The sequence below is a fragment of the Brumimicrobium sp. genome, assembly GCA_023957385.1.
Lineage (GTDB): Bacteria > Bacteroidota > Bacteroidia > Flavobacteriales_D > Crocinitomicaceae > Brumimicrobium.
The window spans coordinates 1384913-1402482 of the sequence record JAMLGZ010000001.1 but is presented as its reverse complement, the minus strand read 5'-3'; the positions used below and the strand labels follow the sequence as shown (position 1 = coordinate 1402482).

Here is a 17570-nt window from a genome sequence, read left to right as displayed (position 1 = left end):
TTAAGTTACTCTGCTACTTTTCCATACAAATCATAGTGATCTGCATGAGTGATAAGGATAGGTGCAAAATCTCCGATACGCACATAATTATCTTTCACAGTAACCAATACTTCATTATCAACTTCGGGTGAGTCAAATTCTGTTCTACCTATAAAATATCCACTTTCTACTCTATCAAACAACACATTCATTACTTTTCCAACATATCTCTGATTCAATTCGTAACTGATACCTGCTTGTAGTTCCATAATGGCATCTGCACGATCTTGTTTAACTTTAGCAGGAACATCATCTTCAAATTGATGCGCATGCGTATCTTCTTCATGGGAATATGTAAAAACACCCAAGCGTTCAAATTTCTTCTCTGCTACCCAGTCATACATCTCTTGGAAATCCTCTTCTGTTTCGCCCGGATACCCAACGATTAAAGTAGAGCGTATAGCAATTCCAGGAACTTTTGCTCTTATTTCATCTACCAATTTATCTGTTTTTTCACGCGTAGTACCACGACGCATTGCTGTTAGTATTTTAGTAGAAGCATGTTGCAAAGGCATGTCCAAATATTTGCAAATTTTAGGATGCTTGTTAATTACATCTAAAACATCCATAGGGAACCCTGTTGGGAAGGCATAGTGTAAACGTATCCAATCAATTCCTTCAACCTCTACTAATTTCTCAAGTAATTCAGCAAGATTACGCTTCTTATATAGATCCAAGCCGTAAAAAGTAAGGTCTTGCGCAATTAAAATTAATTCTTTTACGCCTTGTGCAGCCAATCCTTTTGCGCGAGTAACTAAATCTTCCATTGGAACAGATTCATGTTTTCCTCTCATCAAAGGAATTGCACAAAAAGAGCAGTGACGGCTACATCCTTCTGAAATCTTAAAATAAGCAAAATGCGAAGGAGTAGTTAACAAACGTTCACCAACCAATTCATGTTTATAATCAGCTTTTAAGGTTTTTAAGATACGCTGCAATTCACGCGTTCCAAAAAAGGCATCCACTTCAGGAATTTCTTTTTCTAAATCATCTCTATAACGTTGAGACAAACACCCCATCACATAGAGTTTATCCACTTGACCATCTTTTTTTGCTTCTACAAAGCGTAAGATAGTATCTATAGATTCTTGTTTAGCATTATCGATAAAACCACACGTATTGATGATTACTATTTCTGAATCATCTTGTTTCGCTTCGTGTTCCACTTCAAATTTATTAGCCTTCAATTGTGCCATCAACACCTCTGAATCAAACACATTCTTAGAACATCCTAAAGTAACTACGTTTACCTTATTTTTTTTCAGCGTTTTTGTTTTCATGGTGCAAAGGTATAGAGTTTCATTGGATTGTCTAAACGAATGAGTAAAAAAGTTCTTCAAACATATTTTTATTCTCTATTTTGAGGTCTTATAAAAAATTTCTACATTTATTCTCTAAACAAGAAACCATGATGAAACAGCTATTCTATTTTTCTCTTTTACTATTTGTTTCAAGCGCATTTTCACAAACAGAACTTCCAAGAGGTTTAACTCCCGAAGAAAAATTAGCATTACCTAATTATGTAAGTCCAAGTAGAACTCAACGAGCCTATGGAAACACCACTGCCCCAACAGATAATGTTAGAACTCAGGCAGAATGGGAAGAGATAGAATATTTGGTTATTAGTTGGAGTGGTTATTCTTCAATTCTTGCACAAATAGTTGACGCTGCCAAAGATGAATGTAAGGTTGCTATCTTCTGCAATACAAATAACGATGTAACTTCAGCACAAAATTATCTAAGTAATCAAGGTATCGATTTGACGCATGTAGAATTTTATGCACCCGGTAATAATTCAATCTGGATACGTGATTTTGGTGCTTTTTCTGTCTATAAAAACGATGTAGATTCTCTCTACTTAGTCGAATGGATATATAATCGTCCAAGACCTAAAGATGATGTAATGCCACAATTCTATGCACAGCAATACAATATTCCGCTGTATTCAACTACAGCTGCACCTACTGACTTAGTTAATACAGGTGGAAACTTTATGGTGGATGGGTTAAATCGTGCTATGGCTTCTAAACTAATCTTAAGTGAAAATGAACCTGGAAATCCATATAATGTAACTGTCAAATCTGAAAATGACATCGATCAAATCATGCATGATTTTATGGGAGTTTCGGAGTTTGTTAAAATGACCGTACTACCTTATGATGGTATTCATCACATTGATATGCACATGAAATTATTGGATGAGGAAACGTTACTTGTTGGTGAATATCCATTAGGCGTATCCGATGGACCACAAATTGAAGATAATTTAGCGTATGTACTAACTAATTTTACAACTCCATTTGGAACACCATACAAAGTAGTTAGAATTCCGATGCCACCAGCTACCAATGGAACACACCCTTCTCAAGGAGCTTCGTATAGAACTTATGCCAATGGTGTGTTTGTAAATAAAACATATATTGTTCCTACGTATCGCCAAGAGTATGACACCATTGCTTTGCGCATTTTACAAGAGCACCTGCCTGGGTACAACATAGTGCCAATTGACTGTGATAATTCAGGAAGTAATATTATTTCACTGGGTGGAGCTATTCATTGTATCACTAATTCCATTGGTGTACAAGATCCTTTATGGATAGTTCACCAGCCTATTGATTCGGCGGAAGTAAATACTGCATTTTTAGATGCTAGAATTCAGCATAAATCAGGGATCTCACAAGCAACAATCTATTATACAACAAATACTTCTCTTCCATTTATAACGCAAACTATGAGTTTAATAGACCCAGCACAACATATCTGGGAAGCACAATTACTGAATTTGAATCCAGGAGATACTGTATATTATTACATCCATGCAGAAGCTAATAATGGCAAACAACAAAGTCGCCCTATTACAGCACCTGATGGTTATTATTATTTTGTGGTAACTGGGGATGGTTCTACAAGTGCTGCCTTAACTGAAAAAGAAGAAACCATCTTGAGTTCTCTCTATCCAAACCCTGCTCATGACATTACTTCTCTAAAGATTAATCACTTAAAAGGTGAACAAGTTAAAATCGATATTTATGCTATCACCGGTGAATTAGTAAAACCTCTTTATGATGGCAAAATCTATGAAGATGAGCGTCAGTTCTTTATAGATGTTTCTTCTTTATCAAGCGGAGTTTACTTTGTTACAGTAACTTCTTCCAATGGAAAGCAATGGAGTCAGAAACTAAACAAACAATAATGATGGAATTAATTCCTAAGCCTGCTATTCATAAATATTTTGTAAATTTGTAAGCATAAAATTTAAAAAGACAACATGTTAAAAGCAAATGATCCTTCCTTAAAATCATGGATAGACGTAGATAATAATTCTGACTTCCCAATACAGAATATTCCTTTTGGTATATTTAAAACTGATAAGAACAGCGCTCGTGTAGCGACACGTATTGGCGACAAAGTAATTGACCTACATGCTTTATATGTATTGGGTTACTTTCAAAATCTACCATTTGAGGAGAATGATTTTAAAGCTAATGCTTTAAATAACATCATGAAAAAAGGAAAATCTGCTACACGCGATTTACGAAATAGATTGTCCAAACTATTTAGTACAGAAAATAAAGACTTATCAAATAATCAACATCATGTGGAGCAAATTTTACATGATATTTCTGAAGTAGAAATGCTGCTTCCAGTACAAGTAGGCGATTATACTGATTTCTATTCTTCACGCGATCATGCCGAAAACGTAGGAATCATGTTTAGAGGGAAAGAAAATGCCTTACAACCTAACTGGCTATGGCTTCCTGTTGGATATCATGGTAGAGCAAGTTCAATCATAGTTAGTGGACAAGATATTTACAGACCAAAAGGGCAAATTAAGCCTGCCCCTGATCAAGATCCAATTTATGGAGCTTGTCGAAGAATGGATTTCGAACTTGAAATGGCTTTTATCACCTACGATGGCAAACCTCTTGGTCACCCAATCTCTACCGATGAAGCAATGGACTACATTTTTGGAATGTGTGTTATGAATGATTGGTCAGCTCGTGATATTCAAAGCTGGGAATATGTACCACTTGGACCATTCCTAGGTAAAAATATGGGAACATCTATTTCTCCTTGGATTGTAACAATGGATGCTTTAGAACCTTTTAAAACAGAAGGCCCCGTTCAAGAACCTAAAGTACTATCCTATTTAGAATATAAAGAAAGTAGTCATTACGATATAGCTTTAGAAGTTACCATTACTCCAAAAGATAGTACAGAATCCATTGTATCTAAAAGTAATTACAAGCACATGTACTGGAATATGGCTCAACAATTAGCTCATCATACTGTAAACGGATGTAATATTCGTTGTGGTGATATGCTTGCATCAGGGACTATTTCTGGACCTGAAAAAGGGTCTTTTGGTTCCATGTTAGAAATTTCTTGGAGTGGAAAAGAACCTATTCAATTAAATGACGGACAGCAACGTACTTTCATCGAAGACTACGATACTGTTACAATGCGCGGTTATTGCAATGCAAATGGTGTACGCATTGGTTTTGGAGAAGTAACAGGGAAAGTATTGCCAGCTTTGTAAAATTGAAAGCTATCATTTTCATACCGATAGCTATCGGCATTCAACTCATAATCATTCTTTTACTAATTTCTTAACTAGAACTCCTTGTGTTGTAGTAAGCTCAAGATAGTACATTCCTTTGCTCAATAATTCTACATGTATTTCAGTGACAGAGGTACTTTCATCCATAACTACTTTTCCTTGTATATCTTTCATAATCCAAGAAGTTATAGCTAATCCTTTTGGTATAGAAATATAGACCGTATTTTTTGTAGGATTTGGATAAATAAACACGTGATTGAGTAAATCATTCTGCAATCCACTCGTAGCCACAGTGATACAATTACTTTCATCTGTAATATTAGGACAAACAGTAGATGTTAAAATCACCTTATACGAACCACTAGTTAGAGGTTCAAAGTGTTGTGAAGTTGCACCTACTACATCAGAATTATCACTACAATCCACCCATTGATAAGTAGCATCAACTTCATTTGCTTCTAAAATATTCCCATTCTGAGAAACAGTCAAATCCATATTTACATTTATACGATTTATAGTTTGCGTAACAGTTGATGCGCACATTCCTGCTGTTGGGGTGAACTCATAAGTCAACTGAGTTCCATTATCTGTTAGTAAAGCCCAACTACCTGATATACCATTTTCTGAATTCGTTGGTAAATTTGGAGTTACTCCTTGACAAATTTCTGAATCTATTGTGAATGTTGGTGTCACCACGTTTTCCACAGTTACTGTAACTGCCTTTTCCGTCGTACAAGAACCTGACGTAGCTGAGGCTGTATAAATAGTAGTATGATTAGGTGAAACTGAATGTGAAGCACCGCTTCCTAAGCCATTATCCCAAGAAACAGAAGCTCCTCCATAATTACTAGCTGTAATAGTTGTCGAATTTCCTTTACAAATTGTTACGTCAGAACTTACTGTTAGTGCAGGTGAATTATTTGCTATCAAGGTAATGATGTTTGGATAATTCACCGTACAAGCACCTGCACCTACCTTTGTAAGAGAAATTCCACTATAAACTCCTACAGGAAGATTTGTTACATTGATAACACCACTTCCATTGGATGAAGCTGTTGCATCGCCTTGACTACTAGTAACATAATAAGAGGTATTAGGACTTAATCCAGTAAAAGTGATTGAACCACTAGAAGAGTTACAGGAAGTAGGATTATTGCTGGATACACTATATGTAAAGTTTTGGTCGATTAATACAGTCATCTTTGCTATCTTCTTACAAGTCATATCATCAGGAGTGAACGTATATTCAGTAGAATTAAAGAAATCAGGAGCTGGAGACCAAGAACCAGAAATGCCATTTTCAGAAACAGTAGGTAAGCTAAAAACTTCACCAGAACACTTACTACCAACATGAGTGAAAATCGGTGTAACTTCCTCTCCACCACATACTTGGTTAATCCCATTATAATCATAGGTTAGAGCATATACATTATCTTCTGTCATTAAGCCCCATAATAAATCTCGTGGGTATTGTCGGGAACCAACCACTACGTGCTGCATATCAAAATCATCCCATTCTGGTGCAGAAAAGCGAAGTTCAAATTGCAAATGCGCATCGCCACTTGTATCCGTAATAAACCAACCATAATCACGAAGCGCAACAGCAATAATTCTAGCTACATTTCGAATATGAGGAGAAACTGTAAGTAACCACTCCTCAATCTCTTCATCTGTAATATCAATCGCAAAACGCATTCCTTCAGGCACTCCTGCTGGTGCACCTGGATGTTCCAATTTGGTGGCAGGATATACGTATTCAGTTCCATCTGTATTGCGTATAGGCATGGAGAGTGCATGACGAATAATCCCTTCTTCTATTTCTTCAGGCCTTACCAGCATTGCTAAATACTGAATACCACAACCTCTGGAGGAAGAAAAACCATTTTCTTTGGTCCAATAATTTCCCGGATCTGATCCATCACCAGGTCCAACTCCATTTTGAACAAGATTTCCATTACTAATTTGAACAATATCATTTTCAAAATTCACTTGCCATAAATCCCATTCTCTACCCGTAGCAGGGTCAAGAATTATTATTTGCCCATCTGTTCCTGTAGCGGGTAACCAATTCGGGTCAAATGGAATATACTTACCATGTAAATTTCCCCAAGATGGATTTCCAGACTGAACTAAATATTGTTGTAATCCACTGGTTACTTCATAAACTGGATATGTATATTGATCTAAACTTAACTTAAAAACACCCGGTGTATTCTGGGTGGCATTATCCCAAAGCAATTGAGAATAATAGGCAGAATTAGGATGGACTCCTAAATATTTAGTTTCAATATTCCAAGGTGCATACGGACCAAAAGGGCGCTGATACTGTGCCAAAGAAAAACTATTGAATAGAAAATAGGTAAAGAAGGTCAAGCCTGTAAGTAGTAAATTTAATCTTTGTTTCATAATAGATGATTTGAATACTAATATAGTTAAATATAAAAAACAAGAAATTAAAAAAGGATAAGTGGCAAAAAGAAAGGAAGAAATGATAGAGTAAAACGATTTTTAAATAGCTTATTGTTGATTACTTTTTATACCTTATCTTTATATTTTAGGAAATTTAATAAACTTTGGTGACAATAAAATGTTAATGGTGTATGCAAGAATTAATTGAGAATTCAGATAATCCAGAAGAAAATGAATTGCTTCCTAAGATTGATTTAGAAAAGGAACGTGGGGAGATATTAAATGCGTTTAGGAGTTTATTAAAGATTACAAAAAACAAACGCACAAAAGAAGAGACTCGACTTATTCGTAAAGCCTTTGACGTAGCCGTAGAGGCACATAAAGATATGCGAAGGAAATCTGGAGAGCCTTATATTTATCATCCTATTGCTGTTGCCCGAATCTGTGCTGAAGAAATGGAATTAGGTCCTACAGCTATAATTGCAGCTCTTTTGCATGACACTGTTGAAGACACATATATTACACTCGAAGACATTGAAGAATTATTTGGAGAGAAAGTACGTGTCATCATCGATGGACTAACGAAAATCCCTGAAGTTTTTGACGAAAATGTTTCTGTTCAAGCTGAAAATTTTCGTAAGATGATACTCACCATTTCTGAGGATTTGCGTGTTGTCTTGATTAAAATTGCGGATCGTTTACACAATATGCGAACCTTAGATGGAATGCGTCCTGATAAACAGTTAAAGATTGCATCAGAAACAAGTTTTTTATATGCCCCACTAGCCCACCGTTTAGGATTATATAGTATCAAAAGCGAGTTGGAAGATATTTGTATGAAATACCTCAATCCTGAGGCATATAAAAGTATTTCAATTAAATTAAAATCCACTCATGCAGCCAGACAGCGATTTATTCGTCAATTTGTACAGCCTATCAAAGAAGCACTTAAAAAAGAAGGTTTTAATTTTGAAATAAAAGCACGAACTAAGTCAATAGCTTCTATCTGGAATAAGATGAAAACCAAAGAAGTTCCTTTCGAAGAAGTGTTTGACTTATTTGCTATCCGAATTATCCTCGATACTCCTGAGGAAATGGAAAAACCGGATAGTTGGAAAGTGTATAGCATTGTTACTGACTTTTATCAACCTAATCCGAATCGTTTGCGCGACTGGATTTCTATACCACGAGCAAATGGATATGAATCTTTACATACAACTGTGATGAGTCCTCAAGGACGTTGGGTAGAAGTTCAGATTCGCTCGAAAAGAATGGATCAAATTGCAGAAAAAGGATTAGCTGCACACTATAATTACAAGGAATCTAAAAATGGTGCTTCTAAATTTGATAGATGGATTGGTGAAATTAGAGATTTAATAGATAGTCACTTTTCTGATGCAGATGCCATGGAATTTGTAAATGAGTTTAAACTCAACTTATTCAATGATGAAATCTATGTATTTACACCAAAGGGTGATTTACGCGTCTTACCTACAGGCGGGACTGTCTTAGATTTTGCATTTGATATTCATACAGATATTGGTATGAAGTGCATTGGTGCGAAAGTGAATAAACGCTTGGTCCCACTTAGTTATCAATTGAATAATGGAAATCAGGTAGAAATCATTACTTCCAGTAAACAAAAGCCAAGTGAAGAATGGCTCAAAATGGTTGTAACTAGTAGAGCTAAACAAAAAATTAAAGCTTCTTTAAACGAAGAGAAAAATAAAATTGCAGAAGATGGTAAAGAAATCTTAATGCGTAAATTTAAACAACATAACATCACCTTTACAAGTGAAAACTTGGCCGTATTAGAAAAATATTACAATGTTGTTTCTACCACTGATTTGTATATCCGTGTAGCAAAGAGCAAGATTGATCTCACAAAACTACGAAGCATCAAGAATGAAGCAGGAGTTTTAACAATAGAAAAAGAAACAAAAGAAAAAACAAGGATTGCTTCTGATATTTATAAAAAGGTTGATAATAAGAAAGATACAATCGTTATTGGTGAGGGATTTAAGGATATTGATTACGAATTTGGAAAATGCTGTAATCCGTTGCCAGGAGATTCTGTATTTGGATTTATTACACAAAGTAGTGGTATAAAAATACATCGAACTGACTGTCCTAATGCTGCTAACTTAATGTCGCGCATGAATTATCGATGTATCAAGGCTAGATGGAAAAATCAAGAAACTAGAGAACACCTTGCTAAGCTTAAGATTATTGGAATAGATGGAATTGGAATTGTAAATAAGATTACTGAAATTATATCCTTTCAGCACAACGTCAACATGCGTTCTATCAGTTTTGAATCAAAAGATGGAATCTTTGAAGGAAAAATCCAAGTATTGGTCTTTGATAAAATGCACCTTGATGAATTAATAGAAAAGTTTGAAATGATTGAAGGAGTCAAACGTGTTGAAAGATGGGATGATGTTTCTGAAGAAACAACCGAAGACTATGATTAATATTCTTTTTCATGAGCTATAGATATATAATCTTATTCACATTTACTTTGCTTGTTTTAGGTGTATTAGATGTTTACTTGGTAAAATCTCTTAAATCCACACTTTCTAAAAAAGCATATCTTATCTTAAAATGGTTTATTCCACTTACTACCTTTTTATTTTTATTTGATTTTGTATTACAAATCATTCGTGGCAGTCAGCATATTTATAATGCAAATACATTTATTAATGTTACTTTCGGACTTTCAATTGGATTTTTCTTTACAAAATTAGTTATGTCTATCTTCTTCTTGATAGAAGATTTTGTGAGAATTGGATATTGGGCAGGAAAATCTATTTCCAAACAAAGAAAGGCCGACTTCCCCAGTAGAAGAAATTTTATGAAAACACTTTCCCTATCTGCTGCTTCCATACCTCTATTAGGTTCCATTTATGCGGTAACTAAAGGAAAGTACAATTACCATGTAAAACGAGTGGAGTTATTTTTAGATAGACTTCCCTCCTCTTTTGATGGACTAAGAGTTGTTCAGTTTTCTGATTTTCATGCTGGTAGTTTTGACGATCACAACCAAGTTAAGCAAGGGTTAGCCTTGATACGGGAAGAAAATCCGGATGTAGTACTTTTCACCGGTGATTTAGTAAATAATCGTGCCATAGAAGCTCATCCGTATGAAGACATCTTAAAGACTATTCCTGCTAAATATGCCAAACTAGCTATTTTAGGAAATCACGATTACGGAGATTATATCGCATTTGATAATCCAGAAGAAAGACAGCAAAATTTAGAAGAATTAGAAGCTATTTTTCAACGAACAGGCTTTAAACTATTAAAAAATGAGAATTTTCAGTTAGATAATGGTTCTGATATTCTTGATATTATTGGTGTTGAAAATTGGGGAACAGGCCCTTTTCCAAAATATGGTGATATAGATAAAGCTTCTGTAGGCACAAATGATACTAGATTTAATATACTATTGAGTCACGATCCTGATCATTGGGAATATATTATACGCAAGCATCCCAAGTTTTTTGATCTAACCTTGAGCGGACATACACATGGAGCTCAAATGGGGGTAGAAATTCCCGGTTGGAAATGGAGTCCAGTAAAATACCGATACAAGCGTTGGCTAGGTCTTTACAAAGAAGACAAGCGCTACCTTTTTGTCAGCAAAGGCTTTGGATTCCTTGGCTTTCCTGGAAGAATTGGAATGTGGCCTGAAATCGTGGTCTTTACACTCCGTAAAAATTCCAAATAAATCTTTTAAGCTACTTTCATTGTTGCAATCTTCGATTGAGAAAATTGCTTTTGTGCATAATCCATTGTTACCTTAAACTCCTTTTTTCCTTTTGCAGAAGGAAGCTCAAACATAGCATCAGTTAAAATAGCTTCACAGATAGAACGTAAACCTCGTGCTCCTAGTTTGAATTCAATTGCTTTCTCTACAATGAAATCAAGTACAGCATCCTCGAAAGTTAAAGCGACACCATCAATCTCAAACAACTTTGTGTACTGCTTTACTAAAGCATTTTTAGGTTCTGTTAAGATATTTCTTAAAGCAGCTTTATCGAGAGGACGTAAGTAAGTATAAACAGGGAAACGTCCAATTAATTCAGGAATTAATCCAAAAGTCTTCAAATCAGTAGGATTAATAAACTCTAACAGATTATCTTGTTCTACTCTTTCTTTTTCCTCACTAGCAAAACCAATCGTTTGACGATTTACTCTACGTGCGATAATTTTTTCAATTCCATCAAAAGCACCTCCACAAATAAATAAAATATGACGAGTATCTACTTTAATCATCTTTTGTTCTGGGTGTTTTCTTCCTCCTTGCGGTGGCACATTAATTTCTGCTCCTTCTAACAATTTAAGTAAAGCTTGTTGTACTCCTTCCCCCGAAACATCACGGGTAATAGAAGGATTATCGCTTTTACGTGCAATTTTATCTATTTCATCGATAAAGATGATACCTCTTTCTGCAGCTTTCACATTATAGTCTGCAGCCTGAAGTAAACGAGATAGAATACTTTCAACGTCTTCCCCTACATATCCAGCTTCAGTAAGAACAGTAGCATCAGCAATACAAAAAGGAACATTTAACATTTTAGCAATTGTTTTAGCTAATAAGGTTTTCCCTGTTCCTGTTCTTCCCACCATGACAACATTTGACTTATCAATCTCTATCTCATCTTTCCCAATTTTCTGTTGCAGTCGCTTATAATGATTGTATACAGCTACAGATAGCGTTTTCTTTGCAGCATCTTGACCGATTACATATTCATCCAATTTTCCTTTAATCTCAATAGGTTTTAGTAAATCTAGAAATAAATCATCTTCTGCAAGATTTCCATTCTCTACCTCTTCATTAATAATAGATTGAGCTTGAACCACACAATGATCACAAATATGTCCTGAGATTCCTGCTATCAATAATCTCACCTGACTACGTGGTCGTCCACAGAAAGAACATGTTGTTTCGTTTTTTGCCATATTATCAGTTACTTTAACGATAATTAATTCATTACCGTTTGAATATTACATCTAAATTAATAAAAAATAAAGTGACCACCTAAAAGTAGTCACTTACATTTTTAGCATTCTAATTTTTAAGATTTTCTAATTAAAACCTCATCTACCATTCCATAGTTCTTAGCTTCTTCTGCTGTCATCCAGTAATCTCTGTCAGAATCAGTCTCAACAGTTTTAAATGGTTTTTTAGTATGATGTGAAATGATATCGTATAATTCCTTTTTTAATTTTAGAATCTCACGAGCAGTAATCTCAATATCAGAAGCCTGACCTTGAGCTCCTCCAAGAGGTTGGTGAATCATGATACGAGAATGTTTTAATGCTGTTCTTTTTCCATCAGCACCTGCGCAAAGTAGAACCGCCCCCATAGAAGCTGCTAAACCAGTACAAATTGTTGCAACATCAGGACTAATATATTGCATGGTGTCATAGATACCTAGACCAGCATATACTCCACCACCAGGAGAATTTAAATAAATTTGAATATCTTTCTTTGCATCTACCGATTCTAGGAATAAAAGTTGCGCATTGATAATATTAGCTACAGTATCGTCAATTCCTGTTCCTAAGAAAATAATACGATCCATCATTAAACGAGAAAATACATCCATTTGTGTCATATTCATTTGACGTTCCTCAATGATGTATGGGGTTAAAGATGATTCAATATAATGTCCTAAATGCATACTGTTTATGCCCATATGCTTAGTAGCATATTTTCTAAATTCGTCTTTATTGTACATATCTTACTGTTGTTTTTTTACAATTGCTAAATATAATAATCGGATTGTAATTTCATGTTTAAAATCCGTTTTATTTATATGTTTCTTATTTTTTTATAAATAAAAAGAGGCTATCCATACAGATAACCTCTTAGTAACATTTCATATTTATTTTTGTTTAAACCTTATCTCTTTAGGTAAACAAAACCTTTTTGAATTTTCCCTGTTTCTGCTTGTCCTTTCTTACCACCTATTTCAACATAATAATAATACGTTCCTTCAGGTAACTGCTCCTTACCTAGAGTCAGTTTAGCAAAGGAAACTCCATTCCAATCATTTTTATAATTATCACTATGGTAAACTTCAGCTCCCCAACGGTCATAAATCCATACTTTGGTATTTGGATATGCTTCGATATTTTCAATCACAAAATAATCATTTATACCATCTCCATTTGGAGAGAATGCTTCAACAATATTTAGTAAACAGTATTCTAAATCAAGATGAATATCAGCGGAAACAATACATCCATCACTCGTTTCAGCAGAAACTGTATAAACTCCAGCATTATTTTCAGTGGTAGAATGTATCGTATAACTTGTTCCATTACCAATCAAATCACCATTAAAATACCAATTATATTGGTTAGCTGCATCTATATTTTGAATAGTTAAAACAACATCTTTACCTATACACTCTGATATATCTTCACCTCCTATAATTTCTGGAGTATCTGTTGCTTGCACCACTGAAACATCAAAAGAGTAAGTAGTAACATTACCATTCTCATCTGTCACAGTATAAGTAACAGTTGTGATACCTAAAGGTAATAACTCACCACTTTGATGGGTAGAACTGATATTATCAATTCCACAATTATCTGTAATGATTTCATTCCAATCTACTGCAACTCCTGCACAATTAACAGTGTTGACTAATTGAACCGATACGCTTGGAGAAATCGTATCTAAAACTGTCACATTAAAACTACAAGTAACATTATTTCCAACGCCATCAGCTACAGTAAGAATAACTGGATGAACACCTACTCCAACATGTGTGGATGAAGCAATGCTTTGAATAACTGTCAAGCCACCATCTAATATAGTTCCACAATTATCTGTAGCTTGCAGAGATGGCAAACTTGTATAATCACCAATACTTACATCACAAGCGGTTGGTCCTAGATACAAGGTAGTATCATTGACACAGTTAGTAATAACTGGAGCTTGGCTGTCTAATGTAATAGCGATTGTACTTTCAGAAACCGTTGTTGGATTTGCACAGCTAGAACTAGAGACCATGACAACAGTAATCACATCTCCGTTATTTAACCCTGATCCTGTCGTACTAAAAGTTGAATTTGTAGCACCAGTCACATTTACTCCATTGATTTGCCATTGGTACGTTGGATTAGCCCCACCATTAGATGGAACAGCTGTTAGACTAATTGTTTCATTGCTACAAATTTCCGTAACAGCATCTCCTGTAATTGCAACACTTGGTGTAACCATATTTGTTACAACTACCGTAACTGTTTCTGAAACGTCAGGACAACCTCCTCCATCTACGAGGTAAGTGATATCTGCTTGTCCGGCTGAAACACCCAAAAGATTTCCATTAGCATCCACAGTTACAGAAGCGTCATTGCTTGACCATGTACCATTAGGAATGGATGCCACCAATTGGTCTGTACCACCTACACATAATGCTGTACCACCTGTCAATGTAATTGGGCTCAATGGAGTCGATACTGTAATTGTTTGATTAGTAATAGCATCAGGACAAACACCCCCAGCTATAGTATAAGTTACTTGAGCTGTACCTGCTCCAACTACAGTAATATTTCCTGAGTTATCTACTGTAAATACACTTGGATCAGAACTACTCCAGTTACCACCAGTCTGTGATGCATTTACTGTTCCATTTGTACCTCCTAAGCAATATAAGAAATCTCCTGTAAGGATAGCGGCTGTAGGTGTTACACTTACAGTGATTGTTTGAGTTGAAACCGAATTTCCACAAGCACCACTACCTGCTATTGTATATTCAACTTGAGCAGAACCCGGTCCAACTGCAATCACATTTCCAAGGTTATCTATTTGGAAAATAGATGGGTTTGTACTATTCCATGATCCACCTGAGATACTTGCTACTAATGTAGCACTTCCACCTACGCAATAATTAAAGTTCCCCGTAATGCTAGCTGGCGTATTAGGAGCAGAAATAGTAATTGTTTGTGAAGAAACAGCATCCGGACAAACACCTCCTCCAGGGATAGTATAAGTCACTTGTGCAGTACCTGCGCTCACGGCACTAATATTCCCCATATTATCTACAGTGAATATACTTGAATTAGAAGAACTCCAAGTACCGCCAGTTTGTGAAGCATTAACTGTTCCATTGTCACCAACACAATAACCAAAATCTCCAGTAATCGTAGCTACAATTGGTGCAACACTTACAGTAATGGTTTGAGTAGTTACTGCGTCAGCACATGCTCCATTTCCTGGGATTGTATAAGTCACTTGAGCTGTTCCTCCACCCGTAGCTATTAAATTTCCTGAGTTATCAATCTGAAATACTGAAGAGTTTGAACTTGTCCAACTACCCCCTAATTGAGATGCTGTTAATACATCAGAATTCCCTACACAATACGTAAACACACCATTCAAAGTCGCTGCTATTGGAGGTGCTGTTACAGTAATTAATTGTGTACTTGTAGCATCTGGGCAAGATCCTCCTGGAATTATGTATTCAACATTTGTTGAACCAGCAGTGAGGGCACTAATATTTCCCATGTTATCTACTGTGAAAATACTTGAATTAGTACTATTCCAATTTCCTCCTGTTTGTGAGGCAGTCACTGTTCCATTATCTCCAATACAATAACCAAAAGTACCACCAATAGTTGCTGCTGTTGGTGGAGTCTCTACTGTTATCGTGATACAAGCTGAATAAGTAGTTCTTCCCCAGCAATCAATTGCACCCCTTCTATAATAAGTGGTTTGTGTCAAAGCTGAAGGAGAATAACTAGAACCAGTTGCTCCTGGAATATCACTCCATCCAGAACCACATCCAACTGTACTTTGTTGCCATTGATAAGTAATTGAACCTGAACCAGTACCTAAAGTAACATTATTCAAAGTCGCAGGTGTAGAATTGGCACATATAGTTTGATTTGCAGAGATGGCACCTGCTGTAGGGGCACTACCTGGAGCTACAATTACAGTCCACGCACTTGTGCTTGAACATCCATTACAATTGTAGGTTACACGATAAGATCCTGGTTCAGTGGCTGTAAAAGTTTGTCCTGATCCAACTGTTCCATCTCCTTGTCTCTCCCAAGTATAAGAACATCCTGAATAACTACCTACACCATTCAAAGAAGATGAAAGATTTGCATCACATGGATTAACAGAAGATGACACTTGAGGAATTGGTGTTGAATAATTCACCTTAATACGTGCTCCTGTTGAATTATTGCTTGTTTGACCGCAGAAATACTGCCACCCTGCCATATTATCTACACAAGGAGCACCAAGCGAGCGAATAGGTAAATTATTTACCGTACCAGGACCACATCTATCATCATCATCATCAGAAAAGAGTCCTCCCGTTTCGTATTTACAGCGATCACCCATATCATCCTCCCAAGTATCAAAGGAGATATCATAATACATAGGATTATTTGTTCCGTACGAATGATTTAACATAAGTCGATCATACAAGGGAGTTCTCGGGTAAGAGCCCGAACCCCCACCATCATGAAAACACCAACCATTATTACCATCTCCAGTATTAGTAGCAAGCAACCAAGCTTGTCCATCTAAATTAGCATTGTCTTGCAGTTGGATTCGATAAGAATCTTCTGAGTCACCAAAACCAGCATCACCATAAGTTCTACGCCATAGTTGATATACCCATAATTTCAAAGTTACTGAACCATCAGTATATTGCTGTGCTCGGGCATCTATTCCATAAAAAAGGAATAAAGTGAATAGGCACGTATAAATTGTTAAAATCTTTTTCATAGTAGTGTGTTTAATTGTCGTTTTTAGTGTTTTCCTTAATATACTCTTCCATAGAACCATATTGTTCTGGTAAAGCAGGTGGCTCACCATAAAGTTCACGGTATTTCGTTTGATTATGCATATAATACCAGTGCTGTAATTTCATATCGTATATCAATTTTCTGTCAGGATTATTTGCATCATCTAAAGATAACATGGGCTTTTCTGTTCCTGGTCTGTAGCTCGTAAAATAAGGACCCACCATTGGCTCCATGTTATAATTCGGATCTACTATTCGAATGATAGCATCAAATTCTTCTCTATACTCTTTCAACCAAGTCACTTTCAGATAAGAAAATTGATTAGCATCTTCACGTTTATTTCCTGAATTAGGTATAGACGGAAAATGTGGCGCAGCCTGTCTTAACTCTTCATTCGAAATGGAGTTTATAGCTATCCAAGTAAGTAAATCATCATTTAAATATTCGTTCACAACTTCTTCTTCTACTTCCAATCCAAAAGAATTCCAATAAAAAGGATTTTGCTGGAACTTTTCAAGTTTAATGAACTGCTCATATTCAGCTCTATAATCATTATACCAAGTTTTTAATTCAGCCTTAAACTGCTCATTATCCATTGTTCTTAATGGAAAATGAGGAGAAACAGCTAAAATTTCATCTGCTTCTAAAGTTGTTAGCAAAGAAATCTGCTCTACAATAGATTCTTGAGCTTTGACTGAATATCCTTGTAATAAAAAGGAAATCAGTGCAATACGGAAAAACGTTTTTTTTATCATATTATATTAAATAGTAGTTTATTTAG

General features: G+C 35.6%; 10 protein-coding genes. 4 read left to right on the top strand and 6 right to left on the bottom strand.

Annotation, left to right across the window (positions count from 1 at the left end; translation table 11 throughout):
- Positions 1–5 precede the first annotated feature (5 nt).
- Complete coding sequence (rimO, locus tag M9897_06165) at positions 6–1319, bottom strand: 30S ribosomal protein S12 methylthiotransferase RimO (protein MCO5268460.1); 1314 nt, start codon at positions 1317–1319, stop codon at positions 6–8.
- Between the two features lie 128 nt (positions 1320–1447).
- On the opposite strand from rimO, the gene M9897_06160 reads away from it, so the two are divergent.
- Both M9897_06160 and fahA read left to right on the top strand, forming a co-directional pair.
- Entirely contained in the window at positions 1448–3232 is a 1785-nt protein-coding gene (locus M9897_06160; GenBank protein ID MCO5268459.1) for an agmatine deiminase family protein, read from the top strand.
- A gap of 75 nt (positions 3233–3307) precedes the next feature.
- Positions 3308–4579, top strand: a complete 1272-nt coding sequence (gene fahA, locus M9897_06155; GenBank protein MCO5268458.1) for a fumarylacetoacetase — start codon at positions 3308–3310, stop codon at positions 4577–4579.
- Positions 4580–4630: 51 nt separating this feature from the next.
- Here the strand turns inward: fahA and M9897_06150 are convergent, their stop codons facing one another.
- Positions 4631–7006, bottom strand: coding sequence for a T9SS type A sorting domain-containing protein (locus M9897_06150; protein MCO5268457.1), 2376 nt, complete (start codon positions 7004–7006; stop codon positions 4631–4633).
- A 194-nt stretch (positions 7007–7200) separates the two neighbouring features.
- Here M9897_06150 and M9897_06145 point away from each other — a divergent pair, with 194 nt between their 5' ends.
- Positions 7201–9483: a RelA/SpoT family protein gene (locus M9897_06145; protein ID MCO5268456.1), complete on the top strand. Its 2283-nt coding sequence runs from the start codon at positions 7201–7203 to the stop codon at positions 9481–9483.
- Positions 9484–9494: 11 nt separating this feature from the next.
- A complete protein-coding gene (locus M9897_06140) occupies positions 9495–10739 on the top strand; it encodes a metallophosphoesterase (GenBank protein MCO5268455.1) in 1245 nt (414 codons plus the stop codon).
- 5 nt (positions 10740–10744) lie between these two features.
- Here the strand turns inward: M9897_06140 and clpX are convergent, their stop codons facing one another.
- The 4 genes from clpX to M9897_06120 all read right to left on the bottom strand — a co-directional run bounded on the left by clpX (position 10745) and on the right by M9897_06120 (position 17544).
- On the bottom strand, positions 10745–11974 hold the full coding sequence (clpX, locus tag M9897_06135) for an ATP-dependent Clp protease ATP-binding subunit ClpX (protein MCO5268454.1): 1230 nt from the start codon (positions 11972–11974) through the stop codon (positions 10745–10747).
- A 116-nt stretch (positions 11975–12090) separates the two neighbouring features.
- Positions 12091–12756: an ATP-dependent Clp endopeptidase proteolytic subunit ClpP gene (gene clpP, locus M9897_06130; GenBank protein ID MCO5268453.1), complete on the bottom strand. Its 666-nt coding sequence runs from the start codon at positions 12754–12756 to the stop codon at positions 12091–12093.
- Positions 12757–12920: 164 nt separating this feature from the next.
- Positions 12921–16769, bottom strand: a complete 3849-nt coding sequence (locus tag M9897_06125; GenBank protein MCO5268452.1) for a gliding motility-associated C-terminal domain-containing protein — start codon at positions 16767–16769, stop codon at positions 12921–12923.
- A gap of 10 nt (positions 16770–16779) precedes the next feature.
- Positions 16780–17544, bottom strand: coding sequence for a hypothetical protein (locus tag M9897_06120; protein MCO5268451.1), 765 nt, complete (start codon positions 17542–17544; stop codon positions 16780–16782).
- Between the last annotated feature and the right edge of the window lie 26 nt (positions 17545–17570).

Coding starts and splice junctions, on each gene's coding strand:
- M9897_06120 (MCO5268451.1), bottom strand. CDS start 17,544: ATGATAAAAAAAACGTTTTTCCGTATTGCACTGATTTCCTTTTTATTA.
- fahA (MCO5268458.1), top strand. CDS start 3,308: ATGTTAAAAGCAAATGATCCTTCCTTAAAATCATGGATAGACGTAGAT.
- rimO (MCO5268460.1), bottom strand. CDS start 1,319: ATGAAAACAAAAACGCTGAAAAAAAATAAGGTAAACGTAGTTACTTTA.
- M9897_06145 (MCO5268456.1), top strand. CDS start 7,201: ATGCAAGAATTAATTGAGAATTCAGATAATCCAGAAGAAAATGAATTG.
- M9897_06140 (MCO5268455.1), top strand. CDS start 9,495: ATGAGCTATAGATATATAATCTTATTCACATTTACTTTGCTTGTTTTA.
- M9897_06125 (MCO5268452.1), bottom strand. CDS start 16,769: ATGAAAAAGATTTTAACAATTTATACGTGCCTATTCACTTTATTCCTT.
- clpP (MCO5268453.1), bottom strand. CDS start 12,756: ATGTACAATAAAGACGAATTTAGAAAATATGCTACTAAGCATATGGGC.
- M9897_06160 (MCO5268459.1), top strand. CDS start 1,448: ATGATGAAACAGCTATTCTATTTTTCTCTTTTACTATTTGTTTCAAGC.
- M9897_06150 (MCO5268457.1), bottom strand. CDS start 7,006: ATGAAACAAAGATTAAATTTACTACTTACAGGCTTGACCTTCTTTACC.
- clpX (MCO5268454.1), bottom strand. CDS start 11,974: ATGGCAAAAAACGAAACAACATGTTCTTTCTGTGGACGACCACGTAGT.